We start from the raw sequence: 17,069 nt of genomic DNA on the forward strand, positions 1-17,069 counted from the left end.
TCATTTTACTTGTAACTCCCATTCTTTTGGAGTAGAATGAAGATAGATAAAAGAGGGAGGTCTTGTCATGAAAAAACTCTTTAGAATCCATTTTGTAGCAATTGCAGTCATTGATTTGCTACTATTTACATTTTTTGGTACTAGACACGAGACAGTTTTCGACTGGCTCTTGCTCACTGGTTTTATTTTCCTCCTTGCTCAGGGACTCCTGCTATTTCGCTTGGTTGTCCGACTCAAACATCAATTCGCTGAGATTTATCCTCAAATCAATAAAAAGATTCGCTTCTACTATTTAGGGGTTCTCTCCATTGATTTTCTATTTTTTGTCCTTTTAGCCTTCGTTAGTTCTCATCGTTTTTCATCTCTTATGCCAATCATCACTGCTTGCCATTCTACTTTATATTATAGGACAGCTGACTACCTAAGAGAAAACTATCCAGACTTTTACGACAAACACATCACTTTATGGGAGTGTCTCTAAGGAAAAGGAGGTTTTAGCATGAAAAAAATCATCTTCATCAAAACCACTCAACTCCTTGTCATTGATGGAATCATGCTGGTATTTTTGACATTTAAAGAGGGGCTTACTTGGGATTGGATTTTAATTTATAGCGGTTGGCTCATTTTCTTTCATCCTGTGCTATTGACCTATCTGTCCAACCAACTTTGTGACCACTTTAGTCACCTCTATTCCCAGATTAGACCGAGATTCTGGCGCTTTGCCTTACAAATCCTCCTATGGGATAGTCTGATGATTCTCTCCTTGATATGTTTGAGTGGTGTGGCACTTTTCCTTCAGGGAAATCTCCTCATCCTAGGACATCTCATCCCTTCCTATCGCACCTGCCAAAGCTTGAAAAGAGACTTCCCCCAAGCCTATCAAGAACCGATTTCATTTTGGAATATTTTGTGATAGATAAGAAAAACCAAGCTGTCTGGCTTGGTCTTTCTTATCTATTTTTCGTATCAAGGATAATGGTAACTGGTCCGTCATTGACCAGCTCAACTTGCATATCCGCTCCAAAGATACCTGTCTGAACAGGCACTTCTTGCGCTAGTTTTTGATTGAAAGCATCATAGAAATCTGATGCCATATCAGGCTTGGCTGCGCCAGTAAAGGCTGGACGATTGCCTTTCTTGGTGTCCGCAAAGAGGGTAAACTGAGAAATAGAGAGGATTTCTCCTTCAATATCTTTGACAGACAGGTTCATCTTGCCTTCTGCGTCTGAAAAAATTCGCATATTGACAAGCTTTCTCACAGCATAGTCCAAATCTTCCTCTTGGTCCTCTGGTCCAACACCAACCAGCAATAAGAGGCCCTGATTGATTTTCCCCTGCACCTGACCTTCAATACTCACTTGGGCCTTTTTAACCCGTTGGATAATGATTTTCATAATAGCCTTTCTAGTAAGAGCTCAGACAATTAGCCGTTGGTTCGTTTGACAGAGTAAACTTCTGGCACACTCTTAATCTTGTCTACGACCGTGGTTAGCGTCGATAGGTTGGCAATGCCGAAGGACACATGGATATTGGCAAATTTCATATCCTTGGTTGGTTGGGCGTTAACTGTTGAGATATTCTTGGTTGTGTTTGATAGAACTTGCAGTACATCGTTCAACAATCCTGTACGGTTGAGGCCATAAATATCGATATGGGCCATATACTCCTTATTTGAGCTAGAGTACTGGTCTTCCCATTCCACATCAAGGAGACGTTGCTCGTAGTTTTCTTGAGCGCGCAGGTTCATACAGTCCACACGGTGAATAGCCACACCACGACCCTTAGTAATATAGCCAACAATGTCATCACCAGGCACGGGGTTACAACACTTAGCAATCCGCACTAGGAGGCCTGAGGCACCTTCAATGACTACTCCACCCTCATGCTTAACCTTGAGGGTTTCTTTGTTTTCAACCTTGACCTCTCCACCTTTGACAAGTTCTTCTGCTTCAGCCTTGGCCTTGGCACGTTCTTCTTCACGACGTTCCTTTTCAGTCAGACGGTTAAAGACAGTAATAGCACCAATTTCTCCAAAACCAATAGCCGCAAAGAGGGATTCTTCTGTCTTGTAGCTGGTCTTTTGTAGAACTTGGTCCATATGGCGCTTGTCCATGAATTTATTGGCCACATAACCATTTTCTTGGAACTGGGCCATCAACATTTCACGACCCTTGTTGACTGACAATTCCTTATCTTGATTTTTAAAGAACTGACGAATCTTGTTACGCGCCTTGCTGGTCTTGACCATATTGAGCCAGTCACGACTCGGTCCAAAGGAGTTGGGGTTAGTGACAATTTCGACCTGATCCCCTGTCTTGAGCTTGGTTGTCAGTGGAACCATACGGCCATTGACCTTGGCACCAGTTGCTTTTTCCCCTACTTTAGTATGAATTTCGTATGCAAAATCAATAGGTCCTGAATCTTTTGGAAGAGAGCGGACAGCCCCATCTGGAGTAAAGACGTAAATCTCCTCAGCCAGATAGTTTTCCTTAACTGAATCCACAAATTCCTTGGCATCATCAGCCTGATCTTGGAGCTCCATCATCTCCTTGATCCAGTTCATCCCAATAGCAGATTCCTTGCTGTTGACTTGCCCCTTAATGCCTTTCTTATAAGCCCAGTGAGCCGCAACCCCGTACTCAGCCACCTCGTGCATGGCTTTAGTTCGAATCTGGAATTCGATCGGCCCTTTTGGCCCATAAACTGTCGTATGGATAGACTGGTAACCATTGGCCTTGCGGTTGGCGATATAGTCTTTGAAACGACCAGGCATGGGTTTCCAAAGTTCATGCACATAACCCAACATGGCATAAACATCACTTTGGGTATCTAAAATACAACGAATGGCAATCAAGTCATAGATTTCCTCAAACCGTTTTCTCTTATCCTGCATTTTACGGAAAATTGAGTAAATATGCTTGGGACGACCGTAAATCTTCCCTTTCAAGTGACGATCTGTCGTATAGTCTTCTAATTTTGTGACCACCTCATCCACCAAGGCCTCACGCTCTCTGCGCTTTTCCTTCATCATATGGGTAATCTTGTAAAACTCCGTTGGATTGAGATAACGGAAAGACAAGTCTTCTAATTCCCATTTGACACTGGAAATCCCCAAACGGTGAGCAAGTGGGGCATAGATTTCCATAGTTTCTTTGGAAATGCGCTCCTGCTTGTCTTTTCGAAGGTGTTTCAGGGTCCGCATATTGTGCAAGCGGTCAGACAGTTTGACCAAAATAACACGGATGTCCTCAGACATGGCCATGAGCATCTTGCGATGATTTTCAGCCAACTGCTCTTCGTGAGACTTGTACTTGACCTTACCGAGCTTGGTAACCCCATCGACGATTACCCTCACATCAGGACCAAACTCTCTTTCCAAATCGTCCAAGGTCGCATCTGTATCCTCCACCACATCATGCAAGAAACCGCAAGCTACCGTTACAGCATCCAGCTTGAGCTTGGCTAAAATACCTGCCACTTGGATAGGGTGAATGATATAAGGTTCACCTGATTTACGATATTGACCACTATGGCATTCAACAGCATAGACCAAGGCCTTATGGACAAAATGGACATCCTCTTCCGTTAAATATTCTTTGGTTAAAGCGACAACTTCTTCGCCTGTTAAATTCACTTCTTTTGGCATCTCTACTCTCCAATTCTTCCTACCATTTTATCACTTTTTTAAGAATATGAAAACTAGATTGGAACAGAATAAGAAAAAAATAATTCAGAATTGCTTGACAATTCTGAATTATTGGTCTATAATATATTACGAAGTTAGATTTTAAACTTAGGTGATAGAAGGAGAGATAGAAGAACGGAAACCATATTGTAACCGAAAGACTTTCTGACTTCCCCAATTCCATTGAAGATACGAAAGATAAACGGTGGAACTCGTGTCACATACACTGGTACCTTGACTGGATTTTGGAATTAAAATCCTCAAGATACTTTCTTTTATCCTTTAGTTTATAAGGAGAACACCTATGAAAAAAACTGCTATTTCTATCTTTGCTCTCCTAGTGTTAGGAGTTAGTTGCCTACTCCTATTCAGCCAGCAAAGCTATAAAAAAACAGTCGTTCAATACTATGCTAACGACCAGAACCTGCCCAATAGGATAAGTTATAGTGAATATAGCGATAAACGAGAAGCCAACTACGGTGGCACTCTAAACATCACGTCTATCAAACAAGCTAATGACGGAGTTTATGCAACCTATGAAGGGCAATTGACACCTCTCCAATATTGATAAATTGATAACCAGCCTGTCTTCATCTAGTCATGCTGGTTTTTAAATTCATTCTAAATCCTTACCTATTCTCCCCAACTGTGCTATACTTATCTTAGTACATTCTTTGAGATTGGAGTCAATATGAAAATCCATAAAACTGTGAATCCTGTTGCCTATGAAAATACCTATTATTTGGAAGGCGAAAAGAACCTCATCGTGGTCGATCCTGGCAGCCATTGGGAAGCTATTCGTCAGACAATAGAGAACATCAACAAACCTGTCTGCGCTATTCTCCTGACCCACGCCCATTATGACCATATCATGAGTCTGGACTTGGTTCGCGAGACTTTTGGCAATCCTCCTGTTTATATCGCAGAGAGTGAGGCCAGCTGGCTCTACACTCCTGTCGATAATCTCTCTGGGCTTCCTCGCCACGATGATATGGCAGATGTGGTCGCAAAACCTGCAGAGCACACCTTTGTCTTTCATGAGGAATATCAAATTGAAGAGTTCCGCTTCACTGTCTTGTCAACTCCAGGTCACTCTATCGGCGGCGTTTCTATCGTCTTTCCTGATGCTCACCTAGTCTTGACAGGTGATGCTCTTTTCCGTGAAACCATCGGACGGACCGATCTTCCGACTGGTAGCATGGAGCAACTTCTCCATAGTATCAAAACCCAACTTTTCACCCTACCAAACTACGATGTCTATCCAGGACATGGTCCAGCTACGACCATCGCCCATGAAAAGACCTTCAATCCCTTTTTCTAACAAGATTATGATAATTACTATCGCAATTTAAGTAAACTATAGCAGTTTGAAATTGGAATAGTACAACATGACTTCTAATTCATTTTTATAAATTACTTTCAATTTTCCAATCGATTTGTTAAGATTTTATTTCATCTCACTATATTTATACTATTGTAGAATTATAAAAACGCATAATATCAAGTGTAGAAAAATTTGATATTATGCGTTTTATCATGAAAAGATTTTCTAAATTATCTCCTCAAATTGATTTTTTCACAGTCTAAAATAATTGATAGATAAACTATGAATTGGAGTTATTCTGACTCCTTACGAAAGCTAAATAATCCAGCAGTTAGAGTTAACATTCCAAATAGAGTGGCGAGAATTGAGTTATTTTCTCCAGTATTTGGCAAAGTCTTAGCTACTTGTTTCGAAATAGTTTCAGTCTTAGTTGCTAACGGCTCAACTTGAGTTTTTGTACTACTTGCGTCATTTCCTTTTTGTTCTGTGTTATTACTATTTACAACTGGAACAGGAGTTGGACTACCTCCGTTATCACGGCTTGCGGCAACTTTGAAAGTCATAGCATAGATACTAAAGTGATTGGTTTCAAAAGTAACCTTATCTGTATCTTGTTTGAACTTCAATGCCTGTAAAGTACCATCTGGAGCAACATAATAGACATTTTCAACTGGCTTATCGGCAGAAAGACTTACTAGAACCATGCCGTTTGGCTGGATAGCTTTACCATTTGCGTCATATAAATGAATGTCGAAGGCCTTATAGTCTTTTGATTCAAGTGAAGTCGACTTGGTTTCTTCTACCTTGATATAGCTGACATTTTTGAGTGTTACTTCTGAACCATGTACTCGAACGCTTCCAGCTTTGTTCGAAAGAACACGAGTATTGTTTGGGATGGCTGGATTTATAGGATTCTCGCTTGGCTTAACTTCTGGCTTTACTTGCTCGGCTGGTTTTTCAGCAGGGTTCTTAAACAAGAAAACGTAAGTTTGATAGGTTTCACCATATAGATTGTATGAATGAGTTTTAGTTTTCTCATCATAGCGATTAGAGAGAATTATATCTTCTTTTGGGTATCCTTGGAAATAGAGTTCTTCTAGTTTTCTATCCTTAGTTAAGGTATAAACCTGGATATCTTCTTTCTTCTCTTTTGATTTGAAAGTTAAAGCGACATTACCACTTTGGAGAGTTTGATTTGTTCCGTAAGTTGGATTTCCATTTTTATTAGGAACTTCATAGAAGATTGTATAAGCTTCATAGTTTGTTCCTTCCAACTCTGGAACTTTTACTCGAACAAGAGCAGGTCTAAACCTACTATCCATCTCTTTAAATCCATCTTTAAAGTTTATCTCTTTACCGTTTTCGAACATCGGTACATTGAAATTCGAACTGAAAGTACTTGTTTTTATATGAGAGCCTGCATGAAGCAAGTCTGGTTCAGCTGTCCACCAACCGTAAGATGTTTTTTCTACATTTTCAGTAGGAAGTGGAATAGCAAGGTCGTTTGTTGTTAGAGTAGGGCGACCTGCTCCGTTAAACCAACGTTTTGGCTGGTCTTTTCGATAAGGAATCTTTGGCAATCCAGCATTTTCAGCTGGTTTAACTTCTGGGTTGTCATGATTTACAGGATTCTCAATCGGTTTCTCAGATGGTTTCACTGGTTTAGCAGGTTGCGGTTGTTCTGCAGGCTTAATCTCTGGTTGAGGGTTTTCTGCTGGTTTTGGAGTTGGAACGGGTTTTTCAGCTGGTTTATTTTCAACCGGCTTGTTCTCAGCTAGTTTAACTGGCTGAGTAGGCTGTGGTTGCTCTGCAGGTTTAACCTCTGGTTGAGGATTTTCTGCTGGTTTTGGTGTGAGTGTTGGTTGAGTAGTGGGTCTCGCGGCAACATTTGGTTGCGGCGCAACGTTTTCCTCGGCATGCACCAAAGTTGGCACTACAGCACTAAGAGTGACAGCAGAGAAGGTAACAATACCTAGTTTAGTGAGTTTATTCATAATTTTTCCTCCTCAGGAATATATAATTGCCTTTTTAGGCTTATAAAATAACAAAATCAACTTCCTTTCAAGACCACAAAAGCAAAATTTTGAGCCAACTCATTCTCTAAACATTTAATGTTCTTGATAGAAGCCTTAAATGAACCTTCATCCATTAACTGAACAATACAGCTATCATACTATTACATATCTTAATGATTTTTAAGTTTTTTGTTGCCAAAAGCTAGCTATCTCCTTTAGAGATAGGGAACTAAGTGTATCGCGTAACGACCGTTAAACGATACACAAAAAATACCAGTCTAATACAGGTTAAAAACACTGTTAAACTCGCATTTTTTAAAATATTCATACTGTTGTTTTGACTGTTTTATCAAACGGTCGTTAATCGAAACAAATTTACGGCTTTATTCTACCATTTTTCCCTATTTTTAGCAATGATTTTCCGTTTTTTTTGACGATTGTTCGCTACTTTATTACGTTCTAACACTTTATATAGGGTTGATGTAGAAATTTGTTCAGCTTTTGCAATATTACGTATGCTTATATTTGAATGTAGATATTTGTTAAGTATGCGCTCCTCCTTTTCTTTTGAAATCCGTTTTGCTCCTAATCTAACACCATTTTCCTTAGCTTTTCGAAGTCCCTCTTTTGTGCGAAACCTCAGATTTTCCAGCTCATTTTCTGCCACAAAGCCTAAAATGATGCAAAGTAACCTGCCAATAAGAGAACCTGTTTCTAGTTTTTCATGCAAACTGACTAGGTGAATATTAGATTCATTAAATAGTTCAATAAGTTCTAGCAGCTTAAACATAGATCGAGTCAGTCTATCTAACTTATAGATAGTGAAAGTAACCTGCTTGCCATCTTTCGAAAAGTCTGAGGCCAGTTTTAAGGCTTTTGTGAGTTCAGGACGAGTGTTATTTGCACCAGATTCCTTTTCTATAAAAAGTTTATCGCAATGTTTGAGAGCTTCGATTTGCACTTTCAATCCTAGGTCTTGCTTATGAGTAGATACACGGGCGTAGCCTATGTTAATAGTCTTTTGAGACATAAAAATCCTCCTGTTATCTTGATACAGAGGGATATTTTACTATGAATTTTAAAATAAGAAAAGACCTTCAATCCTTTCTTCTAGTACGCAAAAAACCAAGGAATGTTTTATCCTTGGTTTTTGTGTACTGCTATTTTATAACGTCAGAATCTAGCCTATTTATCAAGTACTAGTTGACCCGCTCGAGTTCTTTCCAATCAAATTTAGCTAAATCAACTTCATTAGAAGAAATCTCTAAGACTTGCTCTGGCTTTTGATTCCCACCAATTTGGAGAGTCCCTTCTTTAATCTTCTGCACTCCGTCCTTATTAAAGGCATAAAGGCTTAAGTTCATTTCTGGTCGTGTTGACTGCCAGTCTGCATATATGACTTGGCCATTTTCATAAATGACTAAACTGGAACGAAAGCCACCTGCAGAAGCTACATAAGCTGTGTGAAGCAACTTAGGTTGTTTATTTTCTAAATAATAAATGGCTGAAACAAATTTTTCGTCCCCAATAAGCAACTCGGCTTGATCATCCTTATTCAAATCAACAAGGGCATATTTAAAGTCTGGTGCATTTTGATAATCCATTCGAGAGAAAATCATGCCATATTCTTCTGATGCAATCTTGTGTTGTTTATTTTCCTCGTATAAATCTTCTCTATTCCCTTGCTTTAAAAGGTCTGTAAAATGATTGTACCTCTCTATTACTCCCTCGTACAAATCTTTTCCTGTTTCACTTTTCTTTTCCATTGTTGTTGACGGCGTTGCCATTGAAGAACTTGTACTAGTTTGGCTCTCTGACTTCGTAGAGGTTTCCTTATGTTCCTCTTTGGTCGAAGATGATTGTGTTGCCGAAGGTTCTATTTTTTCATCTTTTTTGTTTGCACCACAAGATGCTAAAATAAAAATAGTAAGAATAGCTGAAAGCATCATTAAAAATTTCTTCATGTTAACCTCTTTAGCCCATCCTATGCAGATTTACAGATTTTAGTATTAGATTGGATTCATTACCAAATAATCACGCGCTCTTCTGGTGAACGCCACATACCGTCTCCTTCTTTGACATCATAGGTTGTAAAGAAATCATCGAAGTTTGGTACTTGCACATTGACACGAAGTTTGGCTGGCGCGTGCACATCAACGCTAGCCAAGAGTTTCATAAATTCTGGACGACCTTTCATGCGCCAGATGCGACCGAAGTTGTAGAAGAATTCTTCTGCTGAGAAGTCTGGTTCTCTCCTAGCTGCTTCAAGCGCTGCAGCGATTCCTCCCAAGTCAGCCACGTTTTCTGACACAGTCAATTTACCGTTAATGGTTGCTCCATAAGAATCTTGTCCATCAAATTGGTCAATAACTTTTTGTGTTTTCTCCTTGAAGGCAGCATAGTCGCTCTCTGTCCACCAATCCTTGAGGCTACCATTTTCATCAAAGGAAGCTCCATTGGTATCAAAAGCGTGGGAAATTTCATGGGCAATAACTGCCCCAATACCACCGTAATTAGCAGAAGATGACTGATGCAAGTCATAGAAAGGTGCTTGTAAAATGGCCGCTGGGAAGACAATCAGGTTCTTCTGTGGATTGTAGTAAGCATTGACCATATGAGCAGGCATGCCCCACTCCTTGTAGTCAACAGGCTGGTTCCACTTGCTCCAACTGTGTTTGATTTCCACATGCGCAAAGGCTAGAGCATTGTCAAAAAGACTAACAGTCTCATCCACTACCTTGTCCTTATAGCGTTCTGGCAATTCTTCTGGGTAACCAATATAAGGCTTGATGACATTGAGTTTGACAATGGCCTTGTCACGAGTTTCAGGAGTCAGCCAGTCATTCTTGGCCAAACGTTCCTTATAGACATCAATCATAGTTGCCACTTTTTTCTCTACGTCTGCCTTGGCTTCTGGGGAGAATTTTTCATGGGCATACCAGAGACCCAAGGCTTGTTTGAATGGACCTTGTGCTAACTGGTAGGCTGCCTTAACCTTATCTTTGGCTTCTGGAACTCCAGAAAGTGCACGGCTGTAGGCACCTGACAAGACACGGATTTCTTCTGTTAAATAGCTAGTTGAAAGATTCACAACACTTAAAATTAAGGTTGCCTTGAGGAGAGGCCAAGCCTCTTCACTATAAAATTGATCTGCTGCTTGCCAGAAACGTTCTTCGTCTACGATAACCTTGTCTGGTACTTGTCCAAGAACAGCTTGGAAGAAGTCATCCAAAGGTAGAGCAGGCGCGAATTTCTTGAAATCTTCATAAGAATATGGATGATAGAGTTTAGCATACTCTGAACTTTCTTCATTAGAGAGCACCACTGCCGCAACTCGGCGGTCCAATTCTAGTCTTTTCTCTAGCAAGTCTTCAATTTCTTCATCAGAGAAATCATAAGCCTTGAGAAGATTTGCGCTGGTTTCTTTCCAAAGAGTCAAGAGTTCTTCGCGTTGAGGATGGTCTTCAGCATAGTAGGTCGTATCTGGCAAGATCGTGCTTGGAGCGCTGGCCCATAGAACATTGATTCTGGCATCCATAAAGTCTGGCGATACACCAAAAGGAAGGAAGTTAGGTTTTCCTGCAAGTTCAAACTCTGCTAGTTTGGCTGTAAAATCCGCAAAAGTCTCTAATTCTTGGAATTCTTTAAGGAGTGGTAAGACAGGTGCGATACCGTCAGCTTCTCTCTTGTCGAAATCACGAACTAGGCGGTGGTATTTGACAAAGTTTGCCAAGATAGCATCCTCAGGCACCTCTTGACCTGCCAACCACTTGTCTGTTGTCGCCAGCATCAGGTCTTCAATTTCCTGGTCTAAATCAACAAAACCTCCCGTTTGAGACTTATCTGCTGGGATTTCAGCAGTCTTCTGCCATTCTCCATTGATTGCATCATAAAAATCATCTTGATAACGTGTCATCTTGTTCTCGCTTTCATTTGTACTTGTTTTTAGCTTAACAAAAATTACCTGGGAATGCAATTAAAATACAAGATTAAAGAAACTTAAATATTTTACTGTTAATATTTTAATTTTTTGAAAAATTAACTTGACTTAATTTTTTTTTAAGGTATATTAAGAGTCAGGAGGAATATAAGTTTATGATACGTATCGAAAACCTCAGTGTCTCCTATAAAGAAACGTTGGCACTTAAGGATATTTCACTAGTGCTCCAAGGACCAACAATTACCGGAATCATTGGTCCAAACGGTGCTGGAAAATCAACATTATTAAAAGGTATGCTGGGAATTATCCCACATCAAGGTCAGGCATTTCTCGATGACAAGGAAGTTAAAAAATCCTTACACCGAATTGCCTATGTCGAACAAAAAATCAATATCGACTACAACTTTCCCATCAAGGTCAAGGAATGTGTCTCGCTAGGACTATTTCCTTCTATTCCTCTCTTTCGCAGTTTAAATGCTAAACATTGGAAAAAAGTAGAGGAAGCCCTTGAAATCGTCGGCCTAGCTGACTACGCTGAACGTCAAATCAGTCAACTGTCTGGAGGTCAATTCCAGCGGGTCTTGATTGCCAGATGTTTGGTGCAGGAAGCCGATTATATCCTCTTGGATGAACCCTTTGTTGGGATTGACTCTGTCAGTGAGGAAATCATCATGAATACGCTGAGAGATTTGAAAAAAGCTGGTAAGACGGTTCTCATCGTTCACCACGACCTCAGCAAGGTTTCCCACTACTTCGATCAAGTCTTACTTGTCAATCGAGAAGTGATTGCCTTTGGTCCAACCAAAGAAACCTTTACCGAAGCCAATCTCAAAGAAGCTTACGGTAATCGACTCTTTTTCAATGGAGGTGACCTATGATTGCAGAATTTATCGATGGATTGCAAAAATTCCATTTCCTACAAAATGCCTTGATAACAGCTATTGTCGTCGGGGTCGTAGCTGGAGCTGTGGGATGTTTCATCATTCTACGTGGGATGTCACTCATGGGAGATGCTATTTCACATGCTGTCTTACCAGGTGTAGCCCTCTCCTTCATCTTAGGCGTTGACTTCTTTATCGGAGCCATTGTCTTTGGATTGCTAGCTGCTATCATCATTACCTACATCAAGGGGAACTCGATTATCAAAAGCGATACCGCCATCGGCATTACCTTTTCTTCTTTCTTAGCCCTCGGTATCATCTTGATTAGTGTCGCTAAAAGTTCAACTGACCTTTTCCATATCCTTTTTGGTAATATCCTAGCCGTCCAAGATACGGATATGTTTATTACTATGGGTGTGGGGGCAGCCATTCTCTTGTTAATCTGGATTTTCTTCAAGCAACTCTTGATCACTTCCTTTGATGAACTCTTGGCTAAAGCCATGGGAATGCCTGTCAATTTCTATCACTACCTTCTCATGGTACTCCTGACTCTCGTGTCTGTGACAGCCATGCAAAGTGTCGGAACTATCCTGATTGTAGCCATGCTGATTACCCCAGCTGCAACTGCTTATCTGTATGCTAATAGCCTGAAAAGCATGATTTTCCTTTCATCAACCTTTGGAGCGACTGCTTCAGTTTTGGGACTCTTTATCGGCTATAGCTTTAACGTTGCGGCAGGTTCTAGTATCGTGCTTACAGCCGCTAGTTTCTTTCTCATTAGCTTCTTTATCGCTCCAAAACAACGATATTTGAAACTGAAAAATAAACATTTGTTAAAATAAGGGGCAAAGCCCCAATAAATTGGAGGATCTAATGAAAAAATTAGGTACATTACTCGTTCTCTTTCTTTCCGTCATTGCTCTTGTAGCATGTGCTAGCGGAAAAAAAGATGCAGCTTCTGGTCAAAAACTAAAAGTTGTTGCTACAAACTCAATCATCGCTGATATTACTAAAAATATTGCTGGTGACAAGATTGATCTTCACAGTATCGTTCCTGTTGGTCAAGACCCACACGAATACGAACCACTTCCTGAAGACGTTAAGAAAACATCTCAAGCTGATTTGATTTTCTATAACGGTATCAACCTTGAAACAGGTGGCAATGCTTGGTTTACAAAATTGGTAGAAAATGCCAAGAAAACTGAAAACAAAGACTACTTCGCAGTCAGTGAAGGCGTTGATGTTATCTACCTTGAAGGCCAAAACGAAAAAGGTAAAGAAGACCCACACGCTTGGCTTAACCTTGAGAACGGTATGATTTTTGCTAAGAATATCGCCAAACAATTGAGTGCTAAAGACCCTAGCAACAAGGAATTCTACGAAAAAAATCTCAAAGAATATACTGAAAAACTAGACAAACTTGATAAGGAAGCAAAAGCTAAATTCAACAATATCCCTGCTGAGAAGAAATTGATCGTAACCAGTGAAGGATGCTTCAAATACTTCTCTAAAGCCTACGGTGTCCCAAGTGCTTACATCTGGGAAATCAACACTGAAGAAGAAGGAACACCTGACCAAATCAAGACCTTGGTTGAAAAACTTCGCCAAACAAAAACTCCTTCACTCTTTGTAGAATCAAGTGTGGATGACCGTCCAATGAAGACTGTTTCACAAGACACAAACATTCCAATCTACGCACAAATCTTTACTGACTCTATCGCAGAACAAGGTAAAGAAGGCGACAGCTACTACAACATGATGAAATACAACCTTGATAAGATTGCTGAAGGATTGGCAAAATAAGCCTCTGAAAAACGTCATTCTCACATGTGAGATGACGTTTTTTCTATACCCACATTTCCAGTCAAATCATTGGAAAATTCTAACCGTTTCAGCTAAAATGGAAGAAAAAAGATTGGAGTATCTTATGGTAACTTTCCTCGGAAATCCTGTGAGCTTTACAGGTAAACAACTACAAGTCGGCGACAAGGCACTTGATTTTTCTCTCACTACTACAGACCTTTCTAAAAAATCTCTGGCTGATTTTGATGGCAAGAAAAAAGTCTTGAGTGTCGTGCCTTCTATCGATACAGGCATCTGCTCAACTCAAACGCGTCGTTTTAATGAAGAACTGGCTGGACTGGACAACACGGTTGTCTTGACTGTTTCCATGGACCTACCTTTTGCCCAAAAACGTTGGTGCGGTGCTGAAGGCATTGAAAATGCCATCATGCTCTCAGACTATTTCGACCATTCCTTTGGACGTGATTACGCTCTCTTAATTAATGAATGGCACCTATTGGCACGCGCAGTCTTTGTCCTCAATACTGACAATACTATTCGCTACGTTGAATACGTGGATAATATCAACTCAGAACCAAACTTCGAAGCCGCAATTGCAGCAGCTAAAGCCCTATAGAAAAAAATCCTCTGTCACAAAGAGTTTCCTGCTCTTTGAAACGGAGGATTTTTGTTTACGAGTAAATATAAGTTCAAGCTGCTAGAAACAACTACCTTACTCTACAGATTTCAAGGCTTCTAACATATCAACTTTTCTCAGATGACGATTGACAAAGAATCCAAGCAGGGTCAAGATGATGCTTACTGTTGCCACTGGGATTACATAGACTTCCCAGTCTACCTTCGGATAAAAGAGAATAGTCGCAGGCGAAATCATTTGAATCAAAAATTGGTGTAAATAGAAACCTGATACCAGACCAAGGACGATTCCCACAAGGGACAGCAAAATCGTCTCACGATAAATGTAGAGGGTGACTTCTTTATTATGAAAACCAAGAACCTTGATAGTGGAGAGTTCACGGATTCTCTCAGCTACGTTGATATTGGTCAGATTGTAAAGGATAACAATGGCCAATAGAACCGACACGATGACCAAGATGGTCATGGTCTGATTGAGTGAGCTAGCGACGGAGTCAAAGAGTCGAATGGCTGAAGCATTCTGGACGACGCTGGACACCGCAGCTTGATTCATCAGCAAACCTGCCTGCCTTTCGATACTAGTCGCACTAGAATCCTTTAGCCTAACCAAATAAGTATTAGCTTGGGGCACCTGTCCGTAAAGTTGTACATAGCTAGCTTGGCTCATATAAATAAAGTGGCCAACGTAGTTCTCAGTAATAGCAGCTACCTTTAGCTCCTTACCTTCAATTTCTAAAGTCTGCCCAACCTTGACACCTGCCAACTGGGCTAGTTTAGCTGTGATGACAACTCCATCTTTTAATGACAGCTCCTGCTGATGATTTTGCAGATGGATAAAGGGTGTCAAATCTTCCTTCTCTGTCATCATAAGGGTAATGGTCTGAAGGCCAGCCTTACCTTTGAAATCCTTGTCTAACGTCTTAGAATAAATTTTCTGGTAGGCTTGAATATCCTGCCCTTTCAACATTTCTTCTAGCTCTGCCTTGTCCTGATTGGTCGCACTAGGATTTTCAGAGACAATCATTTGATACTGTTGGATTTGTTGAAACTGTCTAGACGGAACTCCTGCTACAGAGGATTGGATTCCCAAGCCTGCAAAGAGCAGAGCTACAGAACCTGCTACACCAAAGATTGTCATCAACATCCGTTGCTTATAACGAAAGATATTACGAGCTGTTACCTTATGTGTAAAACTGAGACGGCACCAAATAAAACCGATGCGCTCCAGTAAGATTTTAGCTCCTTTAACAGGTGGTTTAGGCAGTAAAAGCTGGGCTGCTTCGTCGTGTAATTCCCTCCGAGCCACCAGATAGGCTGGTAACACACTCGCCAACCAACTCAAGCCAAGAGCTAGTAAACTATAGTTCCAATAGAACTGAATCTGGGTTTCTCCCACCACCATACCTTTTGTAATAACACTTGAAATCACACTGGCTAGCAAATAATGGCCAAGTATACTACCTAAAGCTGTTCCGACAGTCCCAGCTACCAGACCGTAAAGGAGAAACTTGGCGATAATATCCTTACTACGGTAGCCCAAAGCCTTAAAAATCCCTGCATGAGTTCGCTCTTCATCCACAAAACGAGTCATGGTTGTAAAGGTCACCATAGCTGCCACAGCATAAAGCACCACAGGAAAGATATTGCCCACTGCCCGAATACTGGCTGAAGCATTGCTGTACATGAGGTAGCCCTGACCACCTGGCATGGTCTGACGATTATAGACCTGATACTTGGGCTCAGCCAAATCATCCAAGACTTGCTGATGTTTGTCTAATTTTTCCTTTTCTTGGGCTAGATTTTGTTCAGCCTGCTTTAGTTTATCTTCTTCCTTGCTCAATTCTTGCTTGGCTTGGCTAAGTTGAGCACTGGCTTGCTCTCTCTGAACTTGAGGTAGCAAGGCTAGTTGACTTTCCTGCGCCTGTAAACGAGCTTGAGCAGTTGCTAAACGACGCTTGCCTTCCTGCAAATTAGTCTCAGCCTTATCAAGGGTCTCTTGCCCCTTATCGATAGATTCTTGGCCTTCTTTTTTCAAGAGTTGCAGACGTGCCTTGCCATTATCTGATAAAGTTTGTTCAAGCTCTTCCTGATGTTGCTTGGATTTTTCTTCATAAGCTACTGAAAAGGAATTTAAACCTGACAAATCTTGATATTTCAAACGAGCTATATTGTAGACTTTCTGATCAAACTGGCTAGGTAAAATCACCCCGTATGCTGTCAGAGTCCCGCTTCCGCTTCCTGCATAGCCCATATCCCGCTGGGAGAGGATTTCAGCTGAATCCACAAAACCAGTAATGGTAAAAGTATGGTCTTTTAAAGAGGAATGACTGCCTTCTTTTTCTTTAAAACTAATCTCCTGTCCCACGCTATATTGACTCTGCAGATGACTTGCCAAAGCAATTTCCTGGTCTGACTGCGGAAGTCGTCCCTCTCTTAGCTGAAAGGTTGAAATTCGCTCTGGTTTGGAATATAGTCGAATGGCATCCTGCCCATTATCCATTGTCACATCTGTCAAATAACCAAAATCGACCTCTGCGCCCTCTATATGTTCTAGTTCTTTTTGATCTACTTGATCCAAGCCATAGTTAGACATGACTGCCAAATCCAAGGTTTTAGCAGTTCTTAAATAATCATTAGCGGTCGCCTCCATATTGGGACTGGTTACTTTGAGACCTACGAGAGCTAGAGAGCCCAACATCATCAAGATCAAGATGGATAAAAAACGCCCCTTGGAGCCCGTGAAGGACTGAATTAAGTCCTTCCAATAGGTTTTTCGCTTAATCAT

15 protein-coding genes are annotated in these 17,069 nt (G+C 40.7%); 8 read left to right on the top strand and 7 right to left on the bottom strand.

The window, feature by feature from the left end; genetic code table 11:
* Positions 1 to 67: 67 nt before the first annotated feature.
* Together HMPREF0851_RS10540 and HMPREF0851_RS15800 are read left to right on the top strand one after the other, a co-directional pair.
* A complete protein-coding gene (locus tag HMPREF0851_RS10540; protein ID WP_000732792.1) occupies positions 68 to 481 on the top strand; it encodes a hypothetical protein in 414 nt (137 codons plus the stop codon).
* Positions 482 to 499: 18 nt separating this feature from the next.
* Positions 500 to 913, top strand: a complete 414-nt coding sequence (locus HMPREF0851_RS15800) for a hypothetical protein (RefSeq protein WP_000720036.1) — start codon at positions 500 to 502, stop codon at positions 911 to 913.
* A gap of 37 nt (positions 914 to 950) precedes the next feature.
* On the opposite strand, the gene dtd is transcribed toward HMPREF0851_RS15800, so the two are convergent.
* Positions 951 to 1,394: a D-aminoacyl-tRNA deacylase gene (gene dtd, locus HMPREF0851_RS10545; protein ID WP_000691419.1), complete on the bottom strand. Its 444-nt coding sequence runs from the start codon at positions 1,392 to 1,394 to the stop codon at positions 951 to 953.
* Between the two features lie 29 nt (positions 1,395 to 1,423).
* Complete coding sequence (locus tag HMPREF0851_RS10550) at positions 1,424 to 3,646, bottom strand: RelA/SpoT family protein (RefSeq protein ID WP_001123810.1); 2,223 nt, start codon at positions 3,644 to 3,646, stop codon at positions 1,424 to 1,426.
* Positions 3,647 to 4,025: 379 nt separating this feature from the next.
* Here HMPREF0851_RS10550 and HMPREF0851_RS10560 point away from each other — a divergent pair, with 379 nt between their 5' ends.
* Entirely contained in the window at positions 4,026 to 4,253 is a 228-nt protein-coding gene (locus HMPREF0851_RS10560; protein ID WP_009014309.1) for a hypothetical protein, read from the top strand.
* Positions 4,254 to 4,376: 123 nt separating this feature from the next.
* On the top strand, positions 4,377 to 5,006 hold the full coding sequence (locus HMPREF0851_RS10565) for an MBL fold metallo-hydrolase (RefSeq protein ID WP_000690868.1): 630 nt from the start codon (positions 4,377 to 4,379) through the stop codon (positions 5,004 to 5,006).
* A 296-nt stretch (positions 5,007 to 5,302) separates the two neighbouring features.
* On the opposite strand, the gene HMPREF0851_RS16660 is transcribed toward HMPREF0851_RS10565, so the two are convergent.
* The 4 genes from HMPREF0851_RS16660 to pepO form a co-directional block, all read right to left on the bottom strand.
* Positions 5,303 to 7,003 (bottom strand): LPXTG cell wall anchor domain-containing protein, encoded by a 1,701-nt coding sequence (locus HMPREF0851_RS16660; protein WP_001038249.1) that lies wholly within the window; start codon positions 7,001 to 7,003, stop codon positions 5,303 to 5,305.
* Between the two features lie 409 nt (positions 7,004 to 7,412).
* Positions 7,413 to 8,054 (bottom strand): recombinase family protein, encoded by a 642-nt coding sequence (locus HMPREF0851_RS10575; RefSeq protein WP_000078992.1) that lies wholly within the window; start codon positions 8,052 to 8,054, stop codon positions 7,413 to 7,415.
* A 169-nt stretch (positions 8,055 to 8,223) separates the two neighbouring features.
* Positions 8,224 to 8,988 carry a hypothetical protein gene (locus tag HMPREF0851_RS10580; protein WP_000714148.1) on the bottom strand — a complete coding sequence of 255 codons (765 nt, stop codon included), beginning with the start codon at positions 8,986 to 8,988 and terminating at the stop codon, positions 8,224 to 8,226.
* 59 nt (positions 8,989 to 9,047) lie between these two features.
* On the bottom strand, positions 9,048 to 10,940 hold the full coding sequence (gene pepO, locus HMPREF0851_RS10585) for an endopeptidase PepO (protein WP_000199253.1): 1,893 nt from the start codon (positions 10,938 to 10,940) through the stop codon (positions 9,048 to 9,050).
* Positions 10,941 to 11,119: 179 nt separating this feature from the next.
* Here pepO and HMPREF0851_RS10590 point away from each other — a divergent pair, with 179 nt between their 5' ends.
* The 4 genes from HMPREF0851_RS10590 to tpx all read left to right on the top strand — a co-directional run bounded on the left by HMPREF0851_RS10590 (position 11,120) and on the right by tpx (position 14,264).
* Positions 11,120 to 11,842, top strand: a complete 723-nt coding sequence (locus HMPREF0851_RS10590) for a metal ABC transporter ATP-binding protein (RefSeq protein ID WP_000619162.1) — start codon at positions 11,120 to 11,122, stop codon at positions 11,840 to 11,842.
* Entirely contained in the window at positions 11,839 to 12,687 is an 849-nt protein-coding gene (locus HMPREF0851_RS10595) for a metal ABC transporter permease (protein WP_000559790.1), read from the top strand. The genes HMPREF0851_RS10590 and HMPREF0851_RS10595 overlap by 4 nt, the downstream gene beginning before the upstream one ends.
* A gap of 31 nt (positions 12,688 to 12,718) precedes the next feature.
* Complete coding sequence (gene psaA / locus HMPREF0851_RS10600; protein WP_000733077.1) at positions 12,719 to 13,648, top strand: metal ABC transporter substrate-binding lipoprotein/adhesin PsaA; 930 nt, start codon at positions 12,719 to 12,721, stop codon at positions 13,646 to 13,648.
* A gap of 124 nt (positions 13,649 to 13,772) precedes the next feature.
* Entirely contained in the window at positions 13,773 to 14,264 is a 492-nt protein-coding gene (gene tpx, locus HMPREF0851_RS10605; protein WP_009014312.1) for a thiol peroxidase, read from the top strand.
* Between the two features lie 96 nt (positions 14,265 to 14,360).
* On the opposite strand, the gene HMPREF0851_RS10610 is transcribed toward tpx, so the two are convergent.
* Positions 14,361 to 17,069 (bottom strand): ABC transporter permease, encoded by a 2,709-nt coding sequence (locus HMPREF0851_RS10610; protein WP_000595886.1) that lies wholly within the window; start codon positions 17,067 to 17,069, stop codon positions 14,361 to 14,363.

Source organism: Streptococcus sp. M334 (assembly GCF_000187745.1).
Lineage (GTDB): Bacteria > Bacillota > Bacilli > Lactobacillales > Streptococcaceae > Streptococcus.

What these genes read in the sequence shown, in the direction of transcription:
- HMPREF0851_RS10540 (WP_000732792.1), top strand. Translation starts at nt 68, where the DNA reads ATGAAAAAACTCTTTAGAATCCATTTTGTAGCAATTGCAGTCATTGAT.
- HMPREF0851_RS15800 (WP_000720036.1), top strand. Translation starts at nt 500, where the DNA reads ATGAAAAAAATCATCTTCATCAAAACCACTCAACTCCTTGTCATTGAT.
- dtd (WP_000691419.1), bottom strand. Translation starts at nt 1,394, where the DNA reads ATGAAAATCATTATCCAACGGGTTAAAAAGGCCCAAGTGAGTATTGAA.
- HMPREF0851_RS10550 (WP_001123810.1), bottom strand. Translation starts at nt 3,646, where the DNA reads ATGCCAAAAGAAGTGAATTTAACAGGCGAAGAAGTTGTCGCTTTAACC.
- HMPREF0851_RS10565 (WP_000690868.1), top strand. Translation starts at nt 4,377, where the DNA reads ATGAAAATCCATAAAACTGTGAATCCTGTTGCCTATGAAAATACCTAT.
- HMPREF0851_RS16660 (WP_001038249.1), bottom strand. Translation starts at nt 7,003, where the DNA reads ATGAATAAACTCACTAAACTAGGTATTGTTACCTTCTCTGCTGTCACT.
- HMPREF0851_RS10575 (WP_000078992.1), bottom strand. Translation starts at nt 8,054, where the DNA reads ATGTCTCAAAAGACTATTAACATAGGCTACGCCCGTGTATCTACTCAT.
- HMPREF0851_RS10580 (WP_000714148.1), bottom strand. Translation starts at nt 8,988, where the DNA reads ATGAAGAAATTTTTAATGATGCTTTCAGCTATTCTTACTATTTTTATT.
- pepO (WP_000199253.1), bottom strand. Translation starts at nt 10,940, where the DNA reads ATGACACGTTATCAAGATGATTTTTATGATGCAATCAATGGAGAATGG.
- HMPREF0851_RS10590 (WP_000619162.1), top strand. Translation starts at nt 11,120, where the DNA reads ATGATACGTATCGAAAACCTCAGTGTCTCCTATAAAGAAACGTTGGCA.
- HMPREF0851_RS10595 (WP_000559790.1), top strand. Translation starts at nt 11,839, where the DNA reads ATGATTGCAGAATTTATCGATGGATTGCAAAAATTCCATTTCCTACAA.
- psaA (WP_000733077.1), top strand. Translation starts at nt 12,719, where the DNA reads ATGAAAAAATTAGGTACATTACTCGTTCTCTTTCTTTCCGTCATTGCT.
- tpx (WP_009014312.1), top strand. Translation starts at nt 13,773, where the DNA reads ATGGTAACTTTCCTCGGAAATCCTGTGAGCTTTACAGGTAAACAACTA.
- HMPREF0851_RS10610 (WP_000595886.1), bottom strand. Translation starts at nt 17,069, where the DNA reads ATGATTAAGCGAAAAACCTATTGGAAGGACTTAATTCAGTCCTTCACG.